Raw genomic sequence first — 19,753 nt, 5'->3', positions numbered from 1 at the left:
CGCCGCCTCCTCAGGATGAGGGAAGTTGGCGCAACCCCACCCTCAAGATTGAGCGCTCGGCACGCCCCTTCAACAATGAGCGAGGCGGCACACCCCCACCCTCATGGTGAGGTGCGGGAGTGGAGCGAAGCGGAACGGAGCCTCGAACCACGAGGGTGGCTCCAGCTATCTTTTCTTCCTGCTCGCCAGTTCCGGCAGCCTCTCATAGGCGAGCGCAATCAGCGCTTCCTTCTTGGTGCGCGACCATCCCTTTATCTGCCGCTCCCGCGCGATCGCGTCGATGATCCGGTCGTAGGTTTCGGTGAACACCAACTCCACCGGCCGCCGTTTGGCGGTCTATCCGTAGTAGACAGCCTCCTTGTGCTCCCATAGCCACACCGCGTCTCCCAATTTTGCTGGACAAGACAGTCGTCGGTTGGAAGAAATTCTCTGAAGACCTGGGGGCTCGACTCATGCGCTGCTATCATCGCGGAGCCGATTCTACTGAAAGCAGGGGGCGTAATGGAATGGTTGGGCGGCTTCGTTTTAGGATTTATTGCGGATCTTTTTCGTTCCGTTTTCATGCCCGCAAGCACCGAATGGATTAATCGATTTATTCCCTCAGCACGCAGAAAAGCAAATGTTGAGGAGAATATTCTGACGCTAAACATAATGGAAAAGCTGAAGTCTGTCGGCAAGGACCCGGACTTGGTGAAGTACGCTCGCGATGATGCCTCTCAATTCATGAGCGTCCTAATCAGCCAACAAGAGGCGTTCGTTGAAAACGCCATTGAACTTATCGACAGCACTTACATGACACAGGCCGAAATCAACGAGGAGGCGGGCCGCCGCGCGGTTGTAGCAAGGCAACAAATGGAACGTGCCATCATCGCGTTGGAGCGTTCGGGCTGGATTAGCGAAGCACAAACGGCAGCCCTGAAAGAGACTCAGGGACGTTGGGAGAAGTACGCTCAAGCCCAAGCGGAATTTGCTGCTGCCGAATTTGAGGGCGGCTCCATGGCGCCTCTCGTTTACGCCAGTGAGTTGGAATCCGTTACCCTGAGCCGAACGGGCGAACTGAAACGTATGTTGGAAGAGATGCGCGAGCGCTACGAGGGTTAACACTACAGCTATCTTCCTCGGTCTCAACGGTGCGGGGCCTGAGGCCCAACCTATCCGCTACTCTTTTCAAACTTCATCACCCAATTCACCTCCCAGCTTTCCCCGCCATCCGTGGAAAACGCCTGTTCCCAGCGCGGGCTTTTGTCCGCCGTCCATAAAAACCGCACGCGCACCGGCTTTCCGCCCTCGACATCGTCGCCATAAAATTCGCCGCGGCCGTTTTCGAATTTTCCGACCGTCGGCGGAAACAGCCGGTGCGATTTGGTGTCGGACCAGTAGATCGACCAAAATGTTGTTTCGGGGTTGTAGAGGCGCAGCGTCATGCCGGTGAAGCCGCGCGCGGGCACGAACATCTGGTCGAGATTGCCGCAGCCATCCATCACCTTTTCCACCCGCGCGGTGGCCGGAAAACTGTGCCATTCGGTGCAGCCGGCCAGCCGCTCGTTGAGGCACTCGTTGGTGATGCTCCATTCCCCGATCAGGAAATCGAAATCGGCAAATCCTTCGTCGCGCATCCGTCCCTCCCTTGATTGATGCCCGAGCATAACTGACAGCTCCTGACAACTTGCTGTCAGGAGGGTGTTTTCGCGCCGGCAAAAGGTGGACAGAAATCCCGCTATTTTCGCCTGCCACACCAGCGCCCGCCGCGCGCCAAACCAGCCAATCCATTGAAATGCCAGCGTCTTGGCTGGTGAACAAACACCAGCCGCACCCACGCCGCGAAAAGCTTTATCCCCCACGCCACCACCGCCTCTTATCCTGAAGGCCAAATCCGCTTCCGCGGGAAGCCTGGTGCGCACCGGGTATCAGGTGGAAGCGTCGGTGTCCGGGCTGGTGACGCTAACGGTGGCGTTGCTGGGTGATGAGCCCCCAAGCCCGGGCCTTGGCGGCGGCTGGCCACGCGAATGTGGAGGCGACAGAGCGGGGGCAAGAGCACCGGCGGGGCGCGGAAACCGTGCCACGTATTACCATAGGAAGGCATGGCCATGCGCCCCGCTTCCCGAATTCATCCCGAGCGTGTCGAGGGACAATGACCAGACGGCGAAGGCCGGGCGTGGTGACGACAGCGGCTGGCCCGCACTGGCTCAACCTTGCGGTGCTTCCGTGGCGAAGTTTTGTGGGCTAAGGGCAGGGGCGAGTTCAACCGCTCCGGATTGCCCGCGACATGACCCAAATGCCCACGCCGTCGTCCCCGCTGTTTCTCGGCATCGATACCGGCGGCACTTATACCGACGCGGTCTTGTGGTCGGAGAGCGCGGGCGTCACCGCCAAGGCGAAGTCGCTGACGACGCGGCACGATCTCGCGGTCGGCATTTCGGGCGCGGTCGATGCGGTGCTGGGGCAGGCCAAGGCCGACCCGGCCGGCATAAAGCTGGTGTCGATGTCGACTACGCTCGCCACCAACGCTCTGGTCGAGGGGCAGGGCGGGCGCGTGGCGCTGGTCATGATCGGATTCTCGGAAGCCGATCTCGCCCGCGACGGGCTGAAGACAGCGCTCGGCACCGACCCGGTGGTGTTTTGCGGCGGCGGGCATGACGTGCATGGCAACGCCAAGCCGCTGGAACTGGCCGAACTCGAGGCCGCGCTGCCGGAGCTGGAAAAATCGGTGTCGGGCTTTGCTGTCTGCGCCTATTTCGCCACCCGCAACCCGGCCCACGAAATCGCCGCCCGCGACCTCATCCGCGAAAAGACCGGCCTGCCCGTCACCGCCAGCCACGAGCTGTCCGCAAAGCTCGGCGGTCCGCGCCGGGCGCTGACCACGCTGCTCAACGCGCGGCTGATCTCGATGATCGACCGTCTGGTCGCCGCCACCGAAGGCTTTTTGGCCGCGCGGGGGATCAAGGCGCCGCTGATGGTGGTGCGCGGCGATGGCGCGCTGGTCTCGGCCGCCTTTGCCCGCCAGCGCCCGATCGAGACGATTTTGTCCGGCCCCGCCGCCAGCCTCGTCGGCGCCCGCCACATGACCGGCCTCGACAACGCCGTCGTGTCGGACATCGGCGGCACCACCACCGACGTCGCCGTGCTCGACAATGGCCGCCCCCGGCTCGACCCCGAAGGCGCCACCGTCGGCGGTTTTCGCACCATGGTCGAGGCGGTGGCCATGCGCACCTTCGGCCTCGGCGGGGATTCGGAGGTCGCGCTGGAAGACGGCGGGCTTGCCCCGCGCATCATGCTCGGGCCCCGCCGCGTCGTGCCGCTGTCGCTTGCCGCCGTCGCCCATGGCGAGGCCGTCATCGCCGAGCTGGAGCGCCAGCTGCGTGCGCCCAACCCCGGCCGCATGGACGGCCGCTTCGCCATGCGCACCGGCGTGCCGGAGCGCCTTGCCGCCGGCCTCACCGGGCCCGAGGCCAAGCTCTACGAGGCCATCGGCCCCGTGCCGCTGCCGCTCGACAGGCTGCTCACCTCGACCGCGCAGACCGCGACGCTCAACCGGCTGGTGGGGCGGGGCCTGGTGCATGTCGCGGGCTTCACGCCGTCGGACGCCGCCCATACGCTCGGCCGCCAGTCGAACTGGGACGCTGCTGCCGCCCGCCTCGGCGCCGAGCTTTTTGCCCGCAAGCGCGACGGTCGCGGTCAGGCGATTGCCGATACGCCGGAAGCAATTGCGGAAAGGGTGCTGCTCGCAGTCACGCGCAATTCGGCGGAAGTCATTCTCGAAACCGCCTTCGCCGAGGACGGGCTGGACGGTGCCTCCACCGTCGCCCATGCGCTGGTGCAGCGCGCCGTCGACGGCCATGAGGGCATCGCCCGCTTTACCGTCGCGCTTGATCGGCCGGTCATCGGCCTCGGCGCTTCCGCGCCGCTGCATTATGCCGGCCTGCCGGGCTTCGTCGGCAATGACTGCGTGGTGCCGCAGGATACGGATGTGGCCAATGCGCTGGGCGCCGTGGTTGGCCAGGTGCGCATTTCCGCCGAGGCGCGCGTCAGTCAGCCCAAGGAGGGGCTGTTCCGGGTGGCTTCGGGTGATGATGTGCGCGATTTCCTGAACGAGGAGGAAGCGATCCGCGTCGCCGACGCCGAGATCCGCAAGATCGCCGCCCAGCGGGCGCTGGAGGCAGGCACCGACGCCGCCGAGATCGAGGTCACGCATGATGTGCGCGCGTCGATGGTGGACGGCCAGCGCATGTTCATCGAGGCGCATATTCTGGCCGTCGCCACCGGCAGGCCGCGCATTGCCGTCTGAAGGACAGGTTCATCCACGCCCCTTTCGCGCGTATTATGATTGGCTTGGGGCTGGTAAACCTAGGGATGAATTGACCCTGCCACCCCAACGTGTTCAAAGGCCGCGGAAATTCGCGCCGGGCGAAGCTGATTGATCTGCCCGGACAGGTCTCAGGAGAGAAGATATGAGCGGTATGATTGAAGCGTCGGGATTGAAGATCGCCCGGGAGCTTCACGATTTCGTGGCGCAGGAGGCATTGCCCGGAACCGGCGTTGAGGCCGACGCCTTCTGGGCCGGGGTCTCGGCGATCGTGCACGATCTCGCTCCCAAAAACCGCGAACTGCTGGCCAAACGCGACGCCATTCAGGAAAAGATCGATGCCTGGCACCGTGAGAATGGTGCTCCGTCCGACATGGCCGCCTACCGTGGGTTCCTGAAAGAGATCGGCTATCTGGTCGAGGAAGGCCCTGGCTTCCAGGTTGCGACCGACGGCGTCGATCCCGAGATCGCGGTGGTGGCCGGCCCGCAGCTCGTCGTGCCGGTGATGAACGCGCGCTATGCGCTCAACGCCGCCAATGCCCGCTGGGGCTCGCTCTACGATGCGCTCTACGGCACCGATGCCATTCCGGAGACGGACGGCGCCGAGAAGGGCAAGGGCTACAACCCCAAGCGCGGCGAGAAGGTCATTGCCTGGGGCCGCAATTTCCTCGACACCTCCGCGCCGCTGAAGGACGGCTCCTGGGCCAATGCCGGCGCGCTGTCGGTCAAGGACGGCAAGCTGGTCGTTGGCTCGACCGGACTGGCCGATCCGGCGCAGTTCGTCGGCTATCGCGGCGATGCGGCGGCCCCTTCGGCCGTGCTGCTCAAGCGCCATGGCCTGCATGTCGAGATCGTCATCGACCGCGACAGCATCATCGGCAAGACCGATCCGGCCGGCATTGCCGACCTCGTGATCGAGGCGGCGTTGACCACGATCCAGGACTGCGAGGATTCGGTCGCGGCAGTGGACGCCGAGGATAAGGTCATTGCCTATCGCAACTGGCTCGGCCTGATGAAGGGCGACCTTGCCGAAACCTTCGAGAAGGGCGGCAAGAGTGTCACCCGCAAGCTGAACGACGACCGCGAATACACCGCACCCGACGGCGGCAAGCTCGTGCTGCCCGGCCGCTCGTTGATGCTGGTGCGCAATGTCGGGCACTTGATGACCAACCCCGCGATCCTCGACCGCGACGGCAACGAGGTGCCGGAAGGCGTCATGGATGCCGCCGTCACCGGCCTCATCGCGTTGCACGACATCGGCCCCAATGGCCGCCACGCCAATTCGCGCAACGGCTCGGTCTATGTGGTCAAGCCGAAGATGCACGGGCCGGAGGAAGCGGCATTTGCCGTCGAGCTGTTCGATCGCGTCGAGAAGCTGCTCGGCATGAAGCCGAACACGCTCAAGATGGGCATCATGGACGAGGAGCGGCGCACCACCATCAACCTTAAGGAAAGCATCCGTGCGGCGAAGGAGCGGGTGGTGTTCATCAACACCGGCTTCCTCGACCGCACCGGCGACGAGATCCACACCTCGATGGAAGCCGGGCCGATGATCCGCAAGGGCGACATGAAGCAGGCCGCCTGGATCTCCGCCTATGAGGACTGGAACGTCGACATCGGGCTGGAATGCGGGCTTTCCGGCCACGCCCAGATCGGCAAGGGCATGTGGGCCATGCCGGATCTGATGGCGGCGATGCTGGAGCAGAAGATCGCCCATCCCAAGGCCGGCGCCAACACGGCCTGGGTGCCGTCGCCGACGGCGGCCACGCTCCACGCCACGCACTACCACAAGGTCGACGTGCATGCGGTGCAGGAAAAGCTGAAGAACCGCCCACGTGCCAAGCTCGACGACATCTTGTCGGTGCCGGTGGCCGTGCGGCCCAACTGGACGCCGGAGGAAATCCAGCACGAGATCGACAACAACGCCCAGGGCATTCTGGGCTATGTCGTGCGCTGGATCGACCAGGGCGTCGGCTGCTCCAAGGTGCCGGACATCAACGATGTCGGCCTGATGGAAGACCGCGCCACGTTGCGGATATCCTCGCAGCACCTCGCCAACTGGCTGCATCACGGCGTGGTCTCGCATGAGCAGGTCATGGAGACGATGAAGCGCATGGCGGCGGTGGTCGACCGGCAGAATGCGGACGACCCGCTCTATCGGCCGATGGCGCCCGACTTCGACAACTCCGTCGCCTTCCAGGCCGCCTGCGATCTCGTCTTCAAGGGCCGCGAGCAGCCCAATGGCTACACCGAGCCGGTGCTGCACCGGCGCCGGCTGGAGCTGAAGGCGCGCGACCGCGCGGCGGCGAAGTAGTCGTTTGCCGCAGGTGTGCTGCCAATGAAGCTCCTCGCCATCGATTGCTCAGCCCGGCTTTGCGCGGCCTGCGTCTATGACGCGGACGCGAGAAAAGAGCTTGGTCGCGAGGTGCTCGACCTCGGCAAGGGCCACGCCGAGCACCTGATGGGCGTGATCGAAGCGGCGATGAAGGCGGGCGGGCTGGCCTTTGCCGACCTTGGGGCGGTCTCAGTCTCGGTCGGGCCGGGCTCTTTTACTGGCGTGCGCGTCGGCGTCTCGGCCGCACGCGGCCTTGCGCTGGCGCTGAACGTGCCGGCAATTGGTGTCTCCACGTTGGAGGCGCTGGCCGCCGAGGCGCGCGTGCTCAACGGGCCATGCACCGTTCTTGCCGCTCTCGACGGCGGGCGCGGCGAGATTCAAGCCGCGGTCTATGATGATGTCGGCGCAATACTCTTCGTCCCGGCCGTCATCGACCTTGCGCGGGCGACCTTGCTGGCAACCGAATATGATGCGGCGCTTGCCGGCACCGCGGCGGAAATGATCGCCGGCAGCCTGTCGGGACGGGACAACTCGGTCGGCCCGCTCGGGTCGACGGCCGACATCGGCGTTTACGCCCGGCTGGCCGCCGGCAAGGAACCCGGTGAGCGCCCGAAGCCGCTCTATCTGCGTGAACCGGACGCGAAGCCGCAGGCCGGCTTCGTTCTGCCGAGGAGCGGTTGATGCGCATCCCCTTCATCACCTCGCGCGAACGTGACTTTTCGCTGGAGCCGCTCACCGTCAAGGACTGCGACGCGGTCTCGGCGCTGCACCGCGAGGATTTCGTGCGGCCGTGGACGGGCGGCGAGTTCGCCGACCTTTTGGCGCAGGACACGGTCTTTGGCTATGTCGCGCGCGAGGTCGGCCGCGGCAAGGCACCGCCCGTCGGCTTCGTGCTGGCGCGGCTGGTTGCCGGCGAGGGCGAGATCCTGACGGTGGCGGTGGCGCGCTCACACCGGCGGCAGGGGCTCGGCTGGAAGCTCATGGATGCGGTGCTGCGCGAGTTGCATGCGCAGCGCGCCGAGGCGCTGTTCCTCGAGGTCGACGAGACCAATGCGCCGGCGATCGCGCTCTACCGACGGCTCGGCTTCCGCGAGGTCGGCAAGCGCCCCGACTACTACCGTGCCCCCGGCAGCGGCGCCAACGGAGCTCTTGTCATGCGGCGCGACCTCCGCTAGCGAATTCGGCGGCGTGTAGGAACGGCGCGGCGCATGTTTGTGAAGTTACGCATAGGTCTGGCGCTTCTCTGCGTCGCGGTGGGGCTGGGCCTGATGGTGCCGTTCGCCTATCTCGGCGTGAAAACCGGGCTTTACCAGCCGCGCCGGATACGGCGCTGGTGCAACGGGCTCATCCTGCGCGCGCTGGGCTTTCGCGTCCATGTGACCGGCGAGATTTCGAAAAGCCGCCCGCTCCTGGTCGCCGCCAACCACGTTTCCTGGACCGATGTGATGGTGCTGGGCTCGTTCAACGACGTCGCCTTCATCGCCAAGTCGGAAATGGCGCGTTGGCCGCTCATCGGCGGGCTGACGCGCCTTCAGGGCTGCATCTTCGTCGAGCGTGACCGCAAGCGCAAATCGGGTGAGCAGGCGAACGAGATCGCCAGCCGCCTCGCTTCGGGCGACGCCATGGTGCTGTTTGCCGAGGGAACCACGGGCGACGGCAACCTGCTGCTGCCGTTCAAGAGCACGCTGTTCGGCGCGGCCAATCTTGCCCTGGCCGAAGGCGGGGCCGACAAGGTCTTCATCCAGCCGGTCGCGATCAGCTATACGCGCCTGCATGGTCTGCCCATGGGGCGTCAGCACCGCGCCATCGCCGCCTGGATTGGCGACCAGGACCTGGTGCCGCACATCAAGGACCTGCTTGCCGAAGGTGCGATCGACGTTGAAGTGCATTTCGGCGAGCCGCTGGAATTTTCCGCAGGCAGCAGCCGCAAGGAAACGGCCCGCGCGGTGGAGGAACACGTGCGGGCGATGATGCAGCAGGCGCTGCGCGACCCGAAGCGCTGACGCTTGGATCGCCGTGCGTCCATTCGGACGCACAAAGGACGATCCGACATTCAAATGAGCATCGGAATATTCCGAAAACCGGATTCCACTTTTCGGTCCGATGCCCCAGCCAAGAATCGTCTGTTTTTTGACATCGAAAAGCGTTAGAAGCCGCCCCATGGAACTGGAACAGATTTCTCAGGACGGTGCCGAGACCCCTCACGGGGCGGCGGGAGTGGCCAAGAAGGTTTTCGTAAAGACCTATGGCTGCCAGATGAACGTCTACGATTCCCAGCGCATGTCGGATGCGCTGGCCGCTGATGGCTATGTGGCGACCACGGCCATCGAGGAGGCCGATCTCGTGCTCCTCAACACCTGCCACATCCGCGAAAAGGCCGCCGAGAAGGTCTATTCCGAACTCGGCCGTATCCGCGAACTGAAGGCCGAGCGCGCCAGGAATGGCGGCGAGATGGTGATCGGCGTTGCCGGCTGCGTGGCGCAGGCGGAAGGGCGCGAGATCATCCGGCGCGCGCCGGCGGTCGATCTGGTGATTGGGCCGCAGACCTACCATCGCCTGCCGGAAGCGCTGAAAAAGGTGCGCGGCGGTGAGAAGGTCGTGGAGACCGAATACGCGCTGGAAGACAAGTTCGACCACCTGCCGCAGCCCAGGCGCGCCGAAATCATCGGCCGCGGCGTGACCGCCTTCCTCACCGTGCAGGAGGGTTGCGACAAGTTCTGCACCTTCTGCGTGGTGCCCTATACGCGCGGTTCCGAAGTTTCACGCCCGGTTGCGCAGATCGTGGCCGAAGCCGAACGTCTGGCGGCGGCGGGAGTGCGCGAGGTGACCCTGCTTGGCCAGAACGTTAATGCCTGGCATGGCGAGGGACCCGACGGCAACGAATGGGGCCTTGGCCGGCTGCTGTTGCGACTGGCCGAAATCCCCGGCCTGGCGCGGCTGCGCTACACCACCAGCCATCCGCGCGACATGGACGACGAATTGATCGCCGCGCATCGCGATTTGCCCATGCTGATGCCCTATCTGCACCTGCCGGTGCAGGCGGGTTCGGACCGCATCCTGAAGGCGATGAACCGCAAGCACACGGCAGCCGACTATCTGCGCCTCATCGAGCGGATCCGGACGGCGCGGCCGGACATTGCCATGTCGGGAGATTTCATCGTCGGCTTCCCCGGCGAGACGGACGCGGACTTCGAGGACACGATGGAGATCGTGCGTGCGGTGAACTACGCGCAGGCCTTCTCGTTCAAGTATTCGCCGCGCCCCGGCACTCCGGGCGCCGAGATGGAAAACCATGTCGCCGAAGAGGTGAAGGACGAGCGCCTGCAGCGCCTGCAGGCCCTCCTCAACGAGCAGCAGGACGCCTTCCTCACCAGCCTCGTCGGCAAGACGATCGAGACGCTGATCGAGAAGCCGGGCCGTCAGGCCGGGCAGATCGTCGGCCGCTCACCCTGGCTCCAGCCGGTCATTCTTGATGAAAAGGCCGGTGGAATCGGTGAGATTATCCAGGTAAGAATCACGAAAACCGGCCATGCTAGCCTGTTCGCCGAGCGGGTCTGAGGCACCGAGATGAGGAGATACGGTTGAACGCCGACGTGAAGAATGTGCCCTCCGGGGCCTCGGACATGGCGCATATCGTTCTGACCTTCGACAACAACAAGCTTGCCAGCGCCCTCTACGGCCAGTTCGACGAGAACCTGGCGCGTATCGAGCAAAAGCTCGGCGTCGACATCAATTCGCGCGGCAATCGGCTGACCATCAAGGGCGACCCGGTTGCGGCCGGGCAGGCGCAGCGCGCGCTCGACAACCTCTACGCTATTTTGCAAAAGGGGGCGGAGATCGCCCAGTCCGATGTCGACGGCGCCATTCGCATGGCGATCGCCACCGACGACCAGCTGACCCTTCCGACGCTGGAGCGCAAGGGCAAGATGGCCGCGGCCCAGATCTCGACGCGCAAGCGCACCATCTATGCCCGCTCCCTCAACCAGGACGCTTATATGCGTGCGCTGGAGCGGGCCGAACTGGTGTTCGGCATAGGTCCGGCGGGCACCGGCAAGACCTATCTGGCGGTGGCGCATGCCGCCATGCTGCTCGAACGCGGCATGGTCGAGCGCATCATCCTGTCGCGCCCGGCGGTCGAGGCCGGCGAGCGGCTAGGATTCCTGCCCGGCGACATGAAGGAAAAGGTCGACCCCTATCTGCGCCCGCTCTATGACGCGCTCTACGACATGATGCCGGCCGACAAGGTCGAGCGCGCGATCGCCGCCGAGGTCATCGAGATTGCGCCGCTGGCCTTCATGCGCGGCCGTACGCTCTCGCACGCCGCCGTCATCCTGGACGAGGCGCAGAACACCACCTCCATGCAGATGAAGATGTTCCTGACCCGCCTGGGCGAAAACTCGCGCATGATCGTCACCGGCGATCCGAGCCAGATCGACCTGCCGCCGAACACGCGCTCGGGCCTGGTCGAGGCATTGCGCATTCTCGACGGCGTGCCCGGTGTGGTCACGGTACGCTTCAACGACAGCGACGTGGTGCGGCATCCGCTGGTTGCCGAGATCGTTCGCGCCTATGAACGCGACGGCAAGATCGAGCGCGGCCTGGGCGCCTCCGAAAACTGATTGGCCGAAACGCATCATGGACAACACCGTCGAGAAAGGCGCGGAAGCGCTTCCCGTCGAGATCGATCTGATGGTCGAGGCCGGCGATTGGCCGTCCGAGGAGGAACTGGAGGCGCTGGCGCGGCGCGCGGTCGCCGCGGCCCTCGCCGAGACCGGCGCGGCTGCGCCGACAGGCACCGAGCTCAGCCTGGTCTTTTCGGATGACGCCCATATCCAGGTGCTGAACGCCGAATGGCGCGGCAAGGACAAGCCGACCAACGTGCTCTCCTTCCCGGCCTTCCCGACCAAGCCCGGCGCGCCGCTGCCGCCGCTGATGGGCGACATCGTGCTTGCCGCCGAGACCGTCGAGCGTGAGGCGACACTGGAAGGCAAGCCGCGCGAGCATCATATTATTCATCTGGTGATCCATGGTTTCCTGCATCTCATGGGCTATGATCACGAAACCGACACGGAAGCGGAGGAGATGGAGGGCCTGGAGCGCCGGGCGCTGGCGCGGCTTGCTATCCCCGACCCCTATGCGTAACACATAATGACAACCAACCGGACGATGATGAACGAAAACCCTGACACTGCCGCCCGATCGGACGCCGGCAGCAGCGCGCCGAAGGCGCCCGAAAGCGCCGAAGAGGACCCTAGTCCCATCGCGACGCCAAGCAGCGTCGCAAATGATCCTTCTCATGACCGCCCGTCGCTGTTTGAACGGCTCGCCGGCTTATTCAAGCCGCGCAATGGATCCAGCCTCCGCGACGACCTGACCGACGCGCTGGCCGAAAGCACCACCGAAGCGGAAGGGTTTTCGCCCGGCGAGCGGGCGATGCTGAATAACATCCTGCGGCTGCGCGAGGTGCGCGTCGAGGATGTCATGGTGCCCCGCGCCGATATCGAGGCGGTGGATATCACGACGACGCTGGGCGACCTGATGGTGGTCTTCGAGAAATCGGGCCACTCGCGCATGCCGGTCTATTCCGAAACGCTCGACGATCCGCGCGGCATGGTCCACATCCGCGACGTGCTCGCCCACATCACGCGGCTGGCCCGCACCCGCAAGGGCAGGCAGCCCAAGAAACCGGTTGCCGGCGCGGCGCTGGACTTCGCCCATGTCGACCTGACGCGCACCATCGGCGACCTCAACCTGATCCGCACCGTGCTTTTCGTGCCGCCGTCGATGCTGGCCTCGGACCTGATGGCGCGCATGCAGGCGTCGCGCACGCAGATGGCGCTCGTCATCGACGAGTATGGCGGCACCGACGGCCTCGTCTCGCTGGAAGACATCGTGGAGATGGTGGTCGGCGACATCGAGGACGAGCACGACGAAGAGGAGCCGCTGATCACGCAGACGGCCGACGGCGTCTTCGTCGTCGACGCCAGAGCCGAGATCGACGATGTCGCCAAGATGATCGGCGAGGATTTCACCGCCGGCGAGCACGGCGAATATGTCGATACGATCGGCGGTATGATCTTCAACACGCTCGGCCGCGTGCCGACCCGTGGCGAAGTCGTCCAGGCAATCCCCGGCTTCGAATTCCATGTGCTCGACGCCGACCCGAGGCGGGTCAAGCGGGTCCGCATCGTGCACAGTCAAAGGGGCGAGCGGAGGCGTCGTGCCGCCCGGACCGAACAGGCCTGATGCTTGGATTGTTGGAGCGGCGGCCTCTTGCTGATAAATCTTTGCGCATGATTCTCGCGATGAGGGGCCGCCTATGGAGCGCCTTGCAGGGCGGATAATTTTGCTGTGGGGCTGGCGACGCTCGCTCACGGCATTCTTGGCTGGCGCGCTCGCCGTCCTATCCCAGGCCCCCTACGACTTCTTCGCCGTGTGCTTCGTCTCCTTCCCGGTGCTGGTGTGGCTGCTCGACGGTGCCACCGTCGCCGCGCCGGCCGGTCCGTTGCGCCGAATCCTGCCGGCATTTGCGATCGGCTGGTGGTTCGGCTTCGGCTATTTCCTGGCCGGGTTGTGGTGGATCGGCGGAGCGGTTCTGGTCGACGCCGACAGCTTTGCCTGGGCCCTGCCGCTGGCGGTGGTGGGCATTCCCCTGCTGCTTGCCTTCTTCTACGGTTTCGCCTGCGCGGTAGCCAGGCTGGCCTGGAGCGATGGCATCGGCCGAATTGCCGCGCTGGCCTTCGGTTTCGGTCTCGCGGAGTGGCTGCGGACGTTCCTGTTTACCGGCTTCCCGTGGAATGCCATCGGCTATTCAGCCATGCCGGTGCCGCTGCTGATGCAGAGCGTCTCGGTGGTCGGCATGATCGGCATGAATGCGCTGGCCGTCTTCGTGTTCGCCATGCCTGCCCTGCTGGCGGCGCGGCGGCATCTGCACTTGGGCCTGGCGCTTGCCGCGCTGCTGGTGGCCGCTCATGTGGCCTTTGGCTATGTCCGGCTCAACGCGGAGGCCGAAGCGGATGGGCGCAGCCTCTCGGTGCGCGTCGTCCAGCCCAGCATCGACCTGAGCGAGAAATGGGACGCCAGCGTGCGCGATCGCATCTTCCACACGATGCTGGATCTGTCCGGAGCGCCGCCGGAGCAGGGCAGGGCCAAGCCGCAGCTCATCCTTTGGCCTGAAACCTCCGTTCCATTCTTCTTCACCGAGAGGCCGGACGCGTTGGCCGCTTTGGGAGAGCTGTTGGGCGACGGACAGATGCTGATCGCCGGTGCGATGCGCGAGGAACTGGGCAGCGCGGCCGGAAGCGAGGAGCGCTATTACAATTCCGTCGTCGCCATCAATGCATCCGGCGAGATCGTGGATGCAGTCGACAAGGTGCACCTGGTTCCCTTTGGCGAGTACATCCCCTTTGCCGACCTCTTCGGGCGCCTCGGGCTGGAGCAGTTCGTGGCGGGACCGATGAACCTGTTGCCGGGAAACGAGCGCCACCCGATCGCCTTGCCGAGCGGCATCAGTGCGCTACCTTTCATCTGCTATGAAATTATTTTTCCTGAGATGGTTGCTGTTGACGTTGCGTCAACCGACATTATTGTAAATGTTACGAACGACGCGTGGTTCGGTGACACGCCAGGCCCCTACCAGCATTTCCGGCAAGCGCAGATACGTGCCGTGGAAACGGGGGTTCCGTTGATACGAGCCGCCAACACAGGGATTTCGGGGGTGGTCGATCAACGCGGTCGCATAGTTGATGCCTTGTCCATTGATGCTCACGGCGTCGTCGATGCCACAATTCCGCTTTTCCGGCGCGAGACAATGGCGTCTTGGAACAAGCACGTTAATGGCTTGGTAATTTTGTTTTTCTTTGGCGCAATCGCTGCCGGAATGGGGCTTGGACAACGCCTGCGTCCGAATTGACAGTCCGTCTGTGGGGGATTCATAGTACACCGCCTTGAGGAGGGCGAGATCGGCGACAGGAGGGGCTACACCGCTCCTATGAAAACAAAAATAGAAAATGCCGCAAAGCCGGCCGAGGACGAAATGGTAGAAAAGGAAAACAAGAAGAAGCCGAACCCGACCGACGTCTATGTTGGAAGTAGAATTCGGTTACGCCGAAACATGCTGGGAATGAGCCAGGAAAATCTTGGCGAACAGCTTGGAATAACTTTTCAGCAGATCCAGAAGTACGAAAAGGGCACCAACCGGGTCGGGGCCAGCCGCCTGCAGGCAATCTCGTCCATCCTGGCCGTGCCGGTCTCCTTCTTTTTCGAGGATTTCCCCGGCCAGGAAGGCACCGCAGGCAAGGGTTTCGCCGAGGATGCTTCCTCCGGTTTCGGACTGGATTTCGTCACCAGTCCCGAGGGTCTTCAGCTCAATCGCGCCTTCGTCAAGATCACGGACGTGAAGGTGCGCCGCAAGATCATCGAACTCGTCAAGACGCTTGCCGCCGACGACGACTGACCTAGCGTCAACAATAAGTGGCACCAATTTTCAAAAGGGCTTGATCCACGCAAAAACCCAGCTTGACGGGCTCCGCGCGGGTTCGCTAACGGTGTCTTGCCCGAAGGCGGCATCCTGCCGCTTGTTTTTCTAGAGGGGACACCCGTGACGCGGCAGAACTATCTCTTCACAAGTGAATCCGTTTCCGAAGGCCATCCGGACAAGGTGTGCGACCGCATTTCCGATGAGATCGTCGACCTGGTCTATCGCGAGGCGAAAAAGGCAGGCATGAACCCTTGGGACGTGCGCGTCGCCTGTGAGGCGCTGGCCACGACCAACCGTGTCGTGATCGCTGGAGAGGTCCGCGTCCCGGCGACGCTTCTGAAGACAGACAAGGATGGCAAGCCCCTCCATGACGGCAAGGGGCATCCGGTCATCAACCCGTCGAAGTTCCGCTCCGCCGCCCGCCGCGCGATCCGTGCCATTGGCTACGAGCAGGAAGGCTTCCACTGGAAGCACGCCAAGATCGACGTTCTGTTGCATGCCCAGTCGGCCGACATCGCCCAGGGCGTCGACAAGGCGGCTGACGCCAACGCCGAGGGTGCGGGCGACCAGGGTATCATGTTCGGCTATGCCTGCCGCGAAACGCCGGACCTGATGCCGGCGCCGATCTATTACAGCCACAAGATCCTCGAGCTGCTTTCGGCCGCGCGCCGCGAGGGCAAGGGCGACGTTGGCAAGCTCGGTCCTGATGCCAAGAGCCAGGTCACCGTTCGCTATGTCGATGGCAAGCCGTTCGAAGTGACCCAGATCGTGCTGTCGACCCAGCATCTCGACCCGACCTGGGACTCGCAGAAGGTGCGCAGCGTCGTCGAGCCCTACATTCGCGAGGCACTCGGCGAGCTGAAGATCGCCGACAACTGCAACTGGTACATCAACCCGACGGGCAAGTTCGTCATCGGCGGTCCTGATGGCGATGCCGGCCTCACCGGCCGGAAGATCATCGTCGACACCTATGGCGGTGCTGCGCCCCATGGTGGCGGTGCCTTCTCCGGCAAGGACACGACCAAGGTCGACCGCTCGGCCGCCTATGCCGCGCGCTACCTTGCCAAGAACGTGGTTGCCGCCAGGCTCGCCGACCGCTGCACGATCCAGCTGTCCTACGCCATCGGCGTTGCGCAGCCGTTGTCGATCTATGTCGATCTGCACGGCACCGGAAAGGTTGATGAGGCGGTGCTTGAAAAGGCGCTGCGTGAGGTGATGGATCTGTCGCCCTCGGGCATCCGTCGTCATCTCGACCTCAACAAGCCGATCTACGCCAAGACCACCGCCTACGGCCATTTCGGCCGCAAGCCGGGCAAGGACGGTTCCTTCTCATGGGAGAAAACCGACCTGATCAAGGCCGTCAAGGACGCGGTGGCGGCCGAACAGGCCATGGCGGCCTGAGATTTTCGGGCCCCCCAATTCTGGACTGCTCGTCATGAATGCTGAACCCAGGCGCAGCCGCTCGACCGAAGCTTTCTTCGGTCGGCGGCACGGCAAGACCATTCGCCCACACCAGGCTGCGGCGCTCGAGGCGGGGCTGGCCAGATACCGGATCGACCTGTCCGGGCCGGCTCCTGCTGATCTGCACGCGCTGTTTTCGGCGCCTGTCGCCGACGTGCGCCTGGAGATCGGCTTCGGCGGTGGCGAGCACCTCTACCACATGGCTGCGACGCATCCCGGCACCGGCTTCATCGGTGTCGAGCCATTCGTCAATGGCATGGCGCGGCTGATGACCTCGCTCGCCGAAAATCCTCTCCCGAATCTGCGCGTCTATGACGATGATGCCACCCGGTTGCTGGACTGGCTGCCGGAAAGCTCGCTGTCGGGCATCGATCTTCTCTATCCAGACCCGTGGCCGAAGAAGCGGCACTGGAAGCGCCGTTTTGTCGGCGCGACCAATCTCGACCGTTTCGCCCGCGTCATGAGGAGTGGAGCGAAGTTCCGCTTCGCTTCCGACATTGACACCTACGTCAACTGGACGCTGCTGCATTGCCGCGCGCACTCGGCCTTCGAATGGCAGGCCGCGGATGCCGGCGACTGGCATCGCCCCTACGACGGCTGGATACGCACCCGTTATGAGGCGAAGGCCGTTCGCGAAGGGCGCACGCCTGCCTATCTCACCTTCTTGAGGGTGTAGGCCTCCAGCAATGGACGCTCGCACGACCGGCGCGGTTTTCGGTTTGTGCGATTTCTGGGGTTGATGCCCGATTTCCGCCCGCCGCGAGGCGTGGCGGGCTTGAAAATAGCCGGCCTGTCGGCTATATCAGGGTAAATTCTTGGTCGGTATGGCGAAGAGTGGGTCCACCCGGTCCCGCTCTTTTTTGTTACCGACGTGAGCCTTGGAAGCAGAATGACGGCAGAGACTGGCAATATCGACGGTGACGACCGAATCATCCGCGAAAGCGGTGTGGATGCGCGTGTGGCGGCGATCATCGCTCCTGTGCTGCGCGCCACCGGTTTCCGGCTCGTGCGCGTGCGCCTGTCGGGGCAGAATGGCTTGACGCTGCAGATCATGGTCGAGCGCGAGGACGGCACGATGACCGTCGAGGACTGCGAAGAGGTAAGCCGTGCCGTCTCGCCGGTCCTCGATGTCGACGATCCGATCGATAAGGCCTATCATCTGGAAGTTTCTTCGCCCGGCATCGACCGTCCGCTGGTGCGCAAGGCCGACTTCAAGGCCTGGGCCGGTCATCTGGTGAAGCTGGAGACCTCGATCCTGGTTGCTGATCGCAAGCGCTTCCGCGGCCGGATCGGCGAGTCGGACGAAGATAGCGTGGTGATCGAGCGTGACCAGCCTGCCTATGGCGAGGAGCCGACGGTGCGGATTCCGTTCGAGACGATCGCCGATGCCCGGCTGATCCTCACCGACGATCTGATCCGGGATGCGCTGAGCAAGGACAACAAGGCGCGCAAGGAAGCCAAGAAGCGTCGCGGCGAGCCCGACGAAGATGGCGCGGAAGACGAAACCGAAACAGAAGAGTGATTGAACGGCCGGTTTGCCGGCAGCGTTCAGGGAGACCAAGATGGTAGTCAGTGCGAACAGACTTGAACTGCTGCAGATCGCCGACGCGGTCGCGCGTGAAAAGTCGATCGACAAGCAGATCGTCATCGCCGCCATGGCGGATGCGATCCAGAAGGCAGCGCGCTCGCGCTACGGCCAGGAAACCAATATCCGCGCCGACATCAACCCGCAGACGGGCGAGATGAAGCTGCAGCGGCTGATGGAGGTCGTGGAGAACGTCGAGGACTATGCGACGCAGATCTCCCTGCTGTCGGCTCGCGAACGCAACCCCGATGCGCAACTCGGCGACTTCATTGCCGAGCAGCTGCCGCCGATGGATTTCGGCCGCATCGCCGCCCAGTCGGCCAAGCAGGTCATCGTGCAGAAGGTGCGCGAGGCCGAGCGCGACCGCCAGTATGACGAGTACAAGGACCGCATCGGCGAAATCGTCAACGGCACGGTCAAGCGCGTCGAATACGGTAACGTGATCGTCGATCTCGGCCGTGGCGAGGCGATCATCCGCCGCGACGAGCTGATCCCCCGCGAGAACTACAAGTACGGCGACCGCGTCCGCGCTTATGTCTACGACGTGCGCCGCGAACAGCGCGGCCCGCAGATCTTCTTGTCGCGCACGCATCCGCAGTTCATGGCGAAGCTGTTCACCATGGAAGTGCCGGAAATCTACGACGGCATCATCGAGATCAAGTCGGTCGCTCGCGATCCGGGCTCGCGCGCCAAGATCGCCGTCATCTCGCGTGACAGCTCGATCGATCCGGTCGGCGCCTGCGTGGGTATGCGTGGTTCGCGCGTCCAGGCCGTGGTGGCCGAACTCCAGGGCGAGAAGATCGACATCATTCCGTGGTCTCCATCGGCCGCTTCCTTCATCGTCAACGCCTTGCAGCCGGCGGAAGTCGCCAAGGTGGTTCTGGACGAGGATGCCGAGCGCATCGAAGTCGTGGTGCCGGACGACCAGCTGTCGCTGGCAATCGGCCGTCGCGGCCAGAACGTGCGCCTGGCCTCGCAGCTCACCGGCTGGGACATCGACATCCTGACCGAGCAGGAAGAGTCCGAACGCCGCCAGAAGGAGTTCCTCGAGCGCTCGACGCTATTCATGGAAGCGCTCAACGTCGACGAGATGGTGGGCCAGGTGCTTGCCTCCGAAGGCTTCACCAGCGTCGAGGAAGTCGCCTATGTCGACTCCGACGAGATCTCGTCGATCGACGGTTTCGATGAGGACACCGCATCGGAGATCCAGCAGCGCGCTCGCGAATATCTCGACCGTATCGAGGCCGAGCATGACGCCAAGCGCACGGAGCTGGGCGTTTCGGACGATCTGCGCGAGCTGCCGGGCATCACCACCGCCATGCTGGTCGCGCTCGGCGAGGACGGCGTGAAGACGGTCGAAGACTTCGCGGGTTATGCCGTCGACGATCTCGTCGGCTGGAAGGAGCGTAAGGACGGTGAGACCAAGTTCTACCCCGGCGTGCTGGCAAGCTTCGGCGTCACGCGCGCCGATGCCGAGCAGATGGTTCTTGCCGCCCGCCTGAAGGCTGGCTGGATCACCGAGGAAGAGGCCGCTGCCGAAGAGGGCACGGCTGAATCCACCGATGCGTGAGATGAGTGCGCATACCGGAT

At 64.1% G+C, this 19,753-nt stretch carries 17 protein-coding genes and 1 pseudogene; 16 read left to right on the top strand and 2 right to left on the bottom strand.

Going from position 1 to position 19,753, the window contains the following annotated elements; translation table 11 throughout:
* Window positions 1-165: 165 nt before the first annotated feature.
* Window positions 166-372, bottom strand: a pseudogene (locus ABLE85_RS08310) (GIY-YIG nuclease family protein); the annotation flags it as partial.
* A gap of 129 nt (window positions 373-501) precedes the next feature.
* Here ABLE85_RS08310 and ABLE85_RS08305 point away from each other — a divergent pair.
* On the top strand, window positions 502-1,101 hold the full coding sequence (locus ABLE85_RS08305; RefSeq protein WP_348792244.1) for a lysozyme inhibitor LprI family protein: 600 nt from the start codon (window positions 502-504) through the stop codon (window positions 1,099-1,101).
* Window positions 1,102-1,151: 50 nt separating this feature from the next.
* Here ABLE85_RS08305 and ABLE85_RS08300 read toward each other — a convergent pair whose 3' ends face one another.
* The gene (locus ABLE85_RS08300) at window positions 1,152-1,841 is read right to left on the bottom strand and encodes a hypothetical protein (RefSeq protein WP_348792243.1); all 690 of its coding nucleotides are present in this window, start codon (window positions 1,839-1,841) and stop codon (window positions 1,152-1,154) included.
* Window positions 1,842-2,266: 425 nt separating this feature from the next.
* Between ABLE85_RS08300 and ABLE85_RS08295 the strand changes: the two genes are divergently transcribed.
* From ABLE85_RS08295 to nusA, 15 genes are all read left to right on the top strand, one after another.
* Window positions 2,267-4,285, top strand: coding sequence for a hydantoinase/oxoprolinase family protein (locus tag ABLE85_RS08295; protein WP_348792242.1), 2,019 nt, complete (start codon window positions 2,267-2,269; stop codon window positions 4,283-4,285).
* Window positions 4,286-4,448: 163 nt separating this feature from the next.
* Window positions 4,449-6,617, top strand: coding sequence for a malate synthase G (locus tag ABLE85_RS08290; RefSeq protein WP_348792241.1), 2,169 nt, complete (start codon window positions 4,449-4,451; stop codon window positions 6,615-6,617).
* Between the two features lie 24 nt (window positions 6,618-6,641).
* Complete coding sequence (gene tsaB, locus ABLE85_RS08285) at window positions 6,642-7,319, top strand: tRNA (adenosine(37)-N6)-threonylcarbamoyltransferase complex dimerization subunit type 1 TsaB (protein ID WP_348792240.1); 678 nt, start codon at window positions 6,642-6,644, stop codon at window positions 7,317-7,319.
* Window positions 7,319-7,813 (top strand): ribosomal protein S18-alanine N-acetyltransferase, encoded by a 495-nt coding sequence (gene rimI, locus ABLE85_RS08280; protein WP_348792239.1) that lies wholly within the window; start codon window positions 7,319-7,321, stop codon window positions 7,811-7,813. The genes tsaB and rimI overlap by 1 nt, the downstream gene beginning before the upstream one ends.
* Window positions 7,814-7,846: 33 nt before the next feature.
* Window positions 7,847-8,641 (top strand): lysophospholipid acyltransferase family protein, encoded by a 795-nt coding sequence (locus ABLE85_RS08275; protein ID WP_348792238.1) that lies wholly within the window; start codon window positions 7,847-7,849, stop codon window positions 8,639-8,641.
* Window positions 8,642-8,798: 157 nt separating this feature from the next.
* The gene (miaB, locus tag ABLE85_RS08270) at window positions 8,799-10,196 is read left to right on the top strand and encodes a tRNA (N6-isopentenyl adenosine(37)-C2)-methylthiotransferase MiaB (protein WP_348792237.1); all 1,398 of its coding nucleotides are present in this window, start codon (window positions 8,799-8,801) and stop codon (window positions 10,194-10,196) included.
* Window positions 10,197-10,261: 65 nt separating this feature from the next.
* Complete coding sequence (locus ABLE85_RS08265) at window positions 10,262-11,257, top strand: PhoH family protein (protein ID WP_348792494.1); 996 nt, start codon at window positions 10,262-10,264, stop codon at window positions 11,255-11,257.
* Window positions 11,258-11,273: 16 nt separating this feature from the next.
* A complete protein-coding gene (gene ybeY, locus ABLE85_RS08260; RefSeq protein ID WP_348792236.1) occupies window positions 11,274-11,780 on the top strand; it encodes an rRNA maturation RNase YbeY in 507 nt (168 codons plus the stop codon).
* A 27-nt stretch (window positions 11,781-11,807) separates the two neighbouring features.
* Window positions 11,808-12,884, top strand: coding sequence for a hemolysin family protein (locus ABLE85_RS08255; protein ID WP_348792493.1), 1,077 nt, complete (start codon window positions 11,808-11,810; stop codon window positions 12,882-12,884).
* A gap of 73 nt (window positions 12,885-12,957) precedes the next feature.
* Window positions 12,958-14,550 carry an apolipoprotein N-acyltransferase gene (gene lnt / locus ABLE85_RS08250; RefSeq protein WP_348792235.1) on the top strand — a complete coding sequence of 531 codons (1,593 nt, stop codon included), beginning with the start codon at window positions 12,958-12,960 and terminating at the stop codon, window positions 14,548-14,550.
* Between the two features lie 123 nt (window positions 14,551-14,673).
* The gene (locus ABLE85_RS08245) at window positions 14,674-15,093 is read left to right on the top strand and encodes a helix-turn-helix transcriptional regulator (RefSeq protein WP_348792234.1); all 420 of its coding nucleotides are present in this window, start codon (window positions 14,674-14,676) and stop codon (window positions 15,091-15,093) included.
* A 144-nt stretch (window positions 15,094-15,237) separates the two neighbouring features.
* On the top strand, window positions 15,238-16,518 hold the full coding sequence (gene metK, locus ABLE85_RS08240) for a methionine adenosyltransferase (RefSeq protein ID WP_348792233.1): 1,281 nt from the start codon (window positions 15,238-15,240) through the stop codon (window positions 16,516-16,518).
* Window positions 16,519-16,552: 34 nt separating this feature from the next.
* A complete protein-coding gene (locus ABLE85_RS08235) occupies window positions 16,553-17,254 on the top strand; it encodes a tRNA (guanine(46)-N(7))-methyltransferase TrmB (RefSeq protein ID WP_348792232.1) in 702 nt (233 codons plus the stop codon).
* Window positions 17,255-17,467: 213 nt separating this feature from the next.
* The gene (gene rimP, locus ABLE85_RS08230; RefSeq protein WP_348792231.1) at window positions 17,468-18,100 is read left to right on the top strand and encodes a ribosome maturation factor RimP; all 633 of its coding nucleotides are present in this window, start codon (window positions 17,468-17,470) and stop codon (window positions 18,098-18,100) included.
* A 40-nt stretch (window positions 18,101-18,140) separates the two neighbouring features.
* Entirely contained in the window at window positions 18,141-19,733 is a 1,593-nt protein-coding gene (nusA, locus tag ABLE85_RS08225) for a transcription termination factor NusA (protein ID WP_348792230.1), read from the top strand.
* The last annotated feature ends 20 nt before the right edge of the window (window positions 19,734-19,753 follow it).

Source organism: Mesorhizobium sp. KR1-2 (assembly GCF_040045035.1).
Taxonomy (GTDB): domain Bacteria; phylum Pseudomonadota; class Alphaproteobacteria; order Rhizobiales; family Rhizobiaceae; genus Pseudaminobacter.
This window is presented reverse-complemented; position numbering and strand designations above follow the sequence as displayed.

What these genes read in the sequence shown, in the direction of transcription:
- ABLE85_RS08305 (WP_348792244.1), top strand. Translation starts at nt 502, where the DNA reads ATGGAATGGTTGGGCGGCTTCGTTTTAGGATTTATTGCGGATCTTTTT.
- ABLE85_RS08295 (WP_348792242.1), top strand. Translation starts at nt 2,267, where the DNA reads ATGACCCAAATGCCCACGCCGTCGTCCCCGCTGTTTCTCGGCATCGAT.
- ABLE85_RS08290 (WP_348792241.1), top strand. Translation starts at nt 4,449, where the DNA reads ATGAGCGGTATGATTGAAGCGTCGGGATTGAAGATCGCCCGGGAGCTT.
- tsaB (WP_348792240.1), top strand. Translation starts at nt 6,642, where the DNA reads ATGAAGCTCCTCGCCATCGATTGCTCAGCCCGGCTTTGCGCGGCCTGC.
- rimI (WP_348792239.1), top strand. Translation starts at nt 7,319, where the DNA reads ATGCGCATCCCCTTCATCACCTCGCGCGAACGTGACTTTTCGCTGGAG.
- ABLE85_RS08275 (WP_348792238.1), top strand. Translation starts at nt 7,847, where the DNA reads ATGTTTGTGAAGTTACGCATAGGTCTGGCGCTTCTCTGCGTCGCGGTG.
- miaB (WP_348792237.1), top strand. Translation starts at nt 8,799, where the DNA reads ATGGAACTGGAACAGATTTCTCAGGACGGTGCCGAGACCCCTCACGGG.
- ABLE85_RS08265 (WP_348792494.1), top strand. Translation starts at nt 10,262, where the DNA reads ATGGCGCATATCGTTCTGACCTTCGACAACAACAAGCTTGCCAGCGCC.
- ybeY (WP_348792236.1), top strand. Translation starts at nt 11,274, where the DNA reads ATGGACAACACCGTCGAGAAAGGCGCGGAAGCGCTTCCCGTCGAGATC.
- ABLE85_RS08255 (WP_348792493.1), top strand. Translation starts at nt 11,808, where the DNA reads ATGAACGAAAACCCTGACACTGCCGCCCGATCGGACGCCGGCAGCAGC.
- lnt (WP_348792235.1), top strand. Translation starts at nt 12,958, where the DNA reads ATGGAGCGCCTTGCAGGGCGGATAATTTTGCTGTGGGGCTGGCGACGC.
- ABLE85_RS08245 (WP_348792234.1), top strand. Translation starts at nt 14,674, where the DNA reads ATGGTAGAAAAGGAAAACAAGAAGAAGCCGAACCCGACCGACGTCTAT.
- ABLE85_RS08235 (WP_348792232.1), top strand. Translation starts at nt 16,553, where the DNA reads ATGAATGCTGAACCCAGGCGCAGCCGCTCGACCGAAGCTTTCTTCGGT.
- rimP (WP_348792231.1), top strand. Translation starts at nt 17,468, where the DNA reads ATGACGGCAGAGACTGGCAATATCGACGGTGACGACCGAATCATCCGC.
- nusA (WP_348792230.1), top strand. Translation starts at nt 18,141, where the DNA reads ATGGTAGTCAGTGCGAACAGACTTGAACTGCTGCAGATCGCCGACGCG.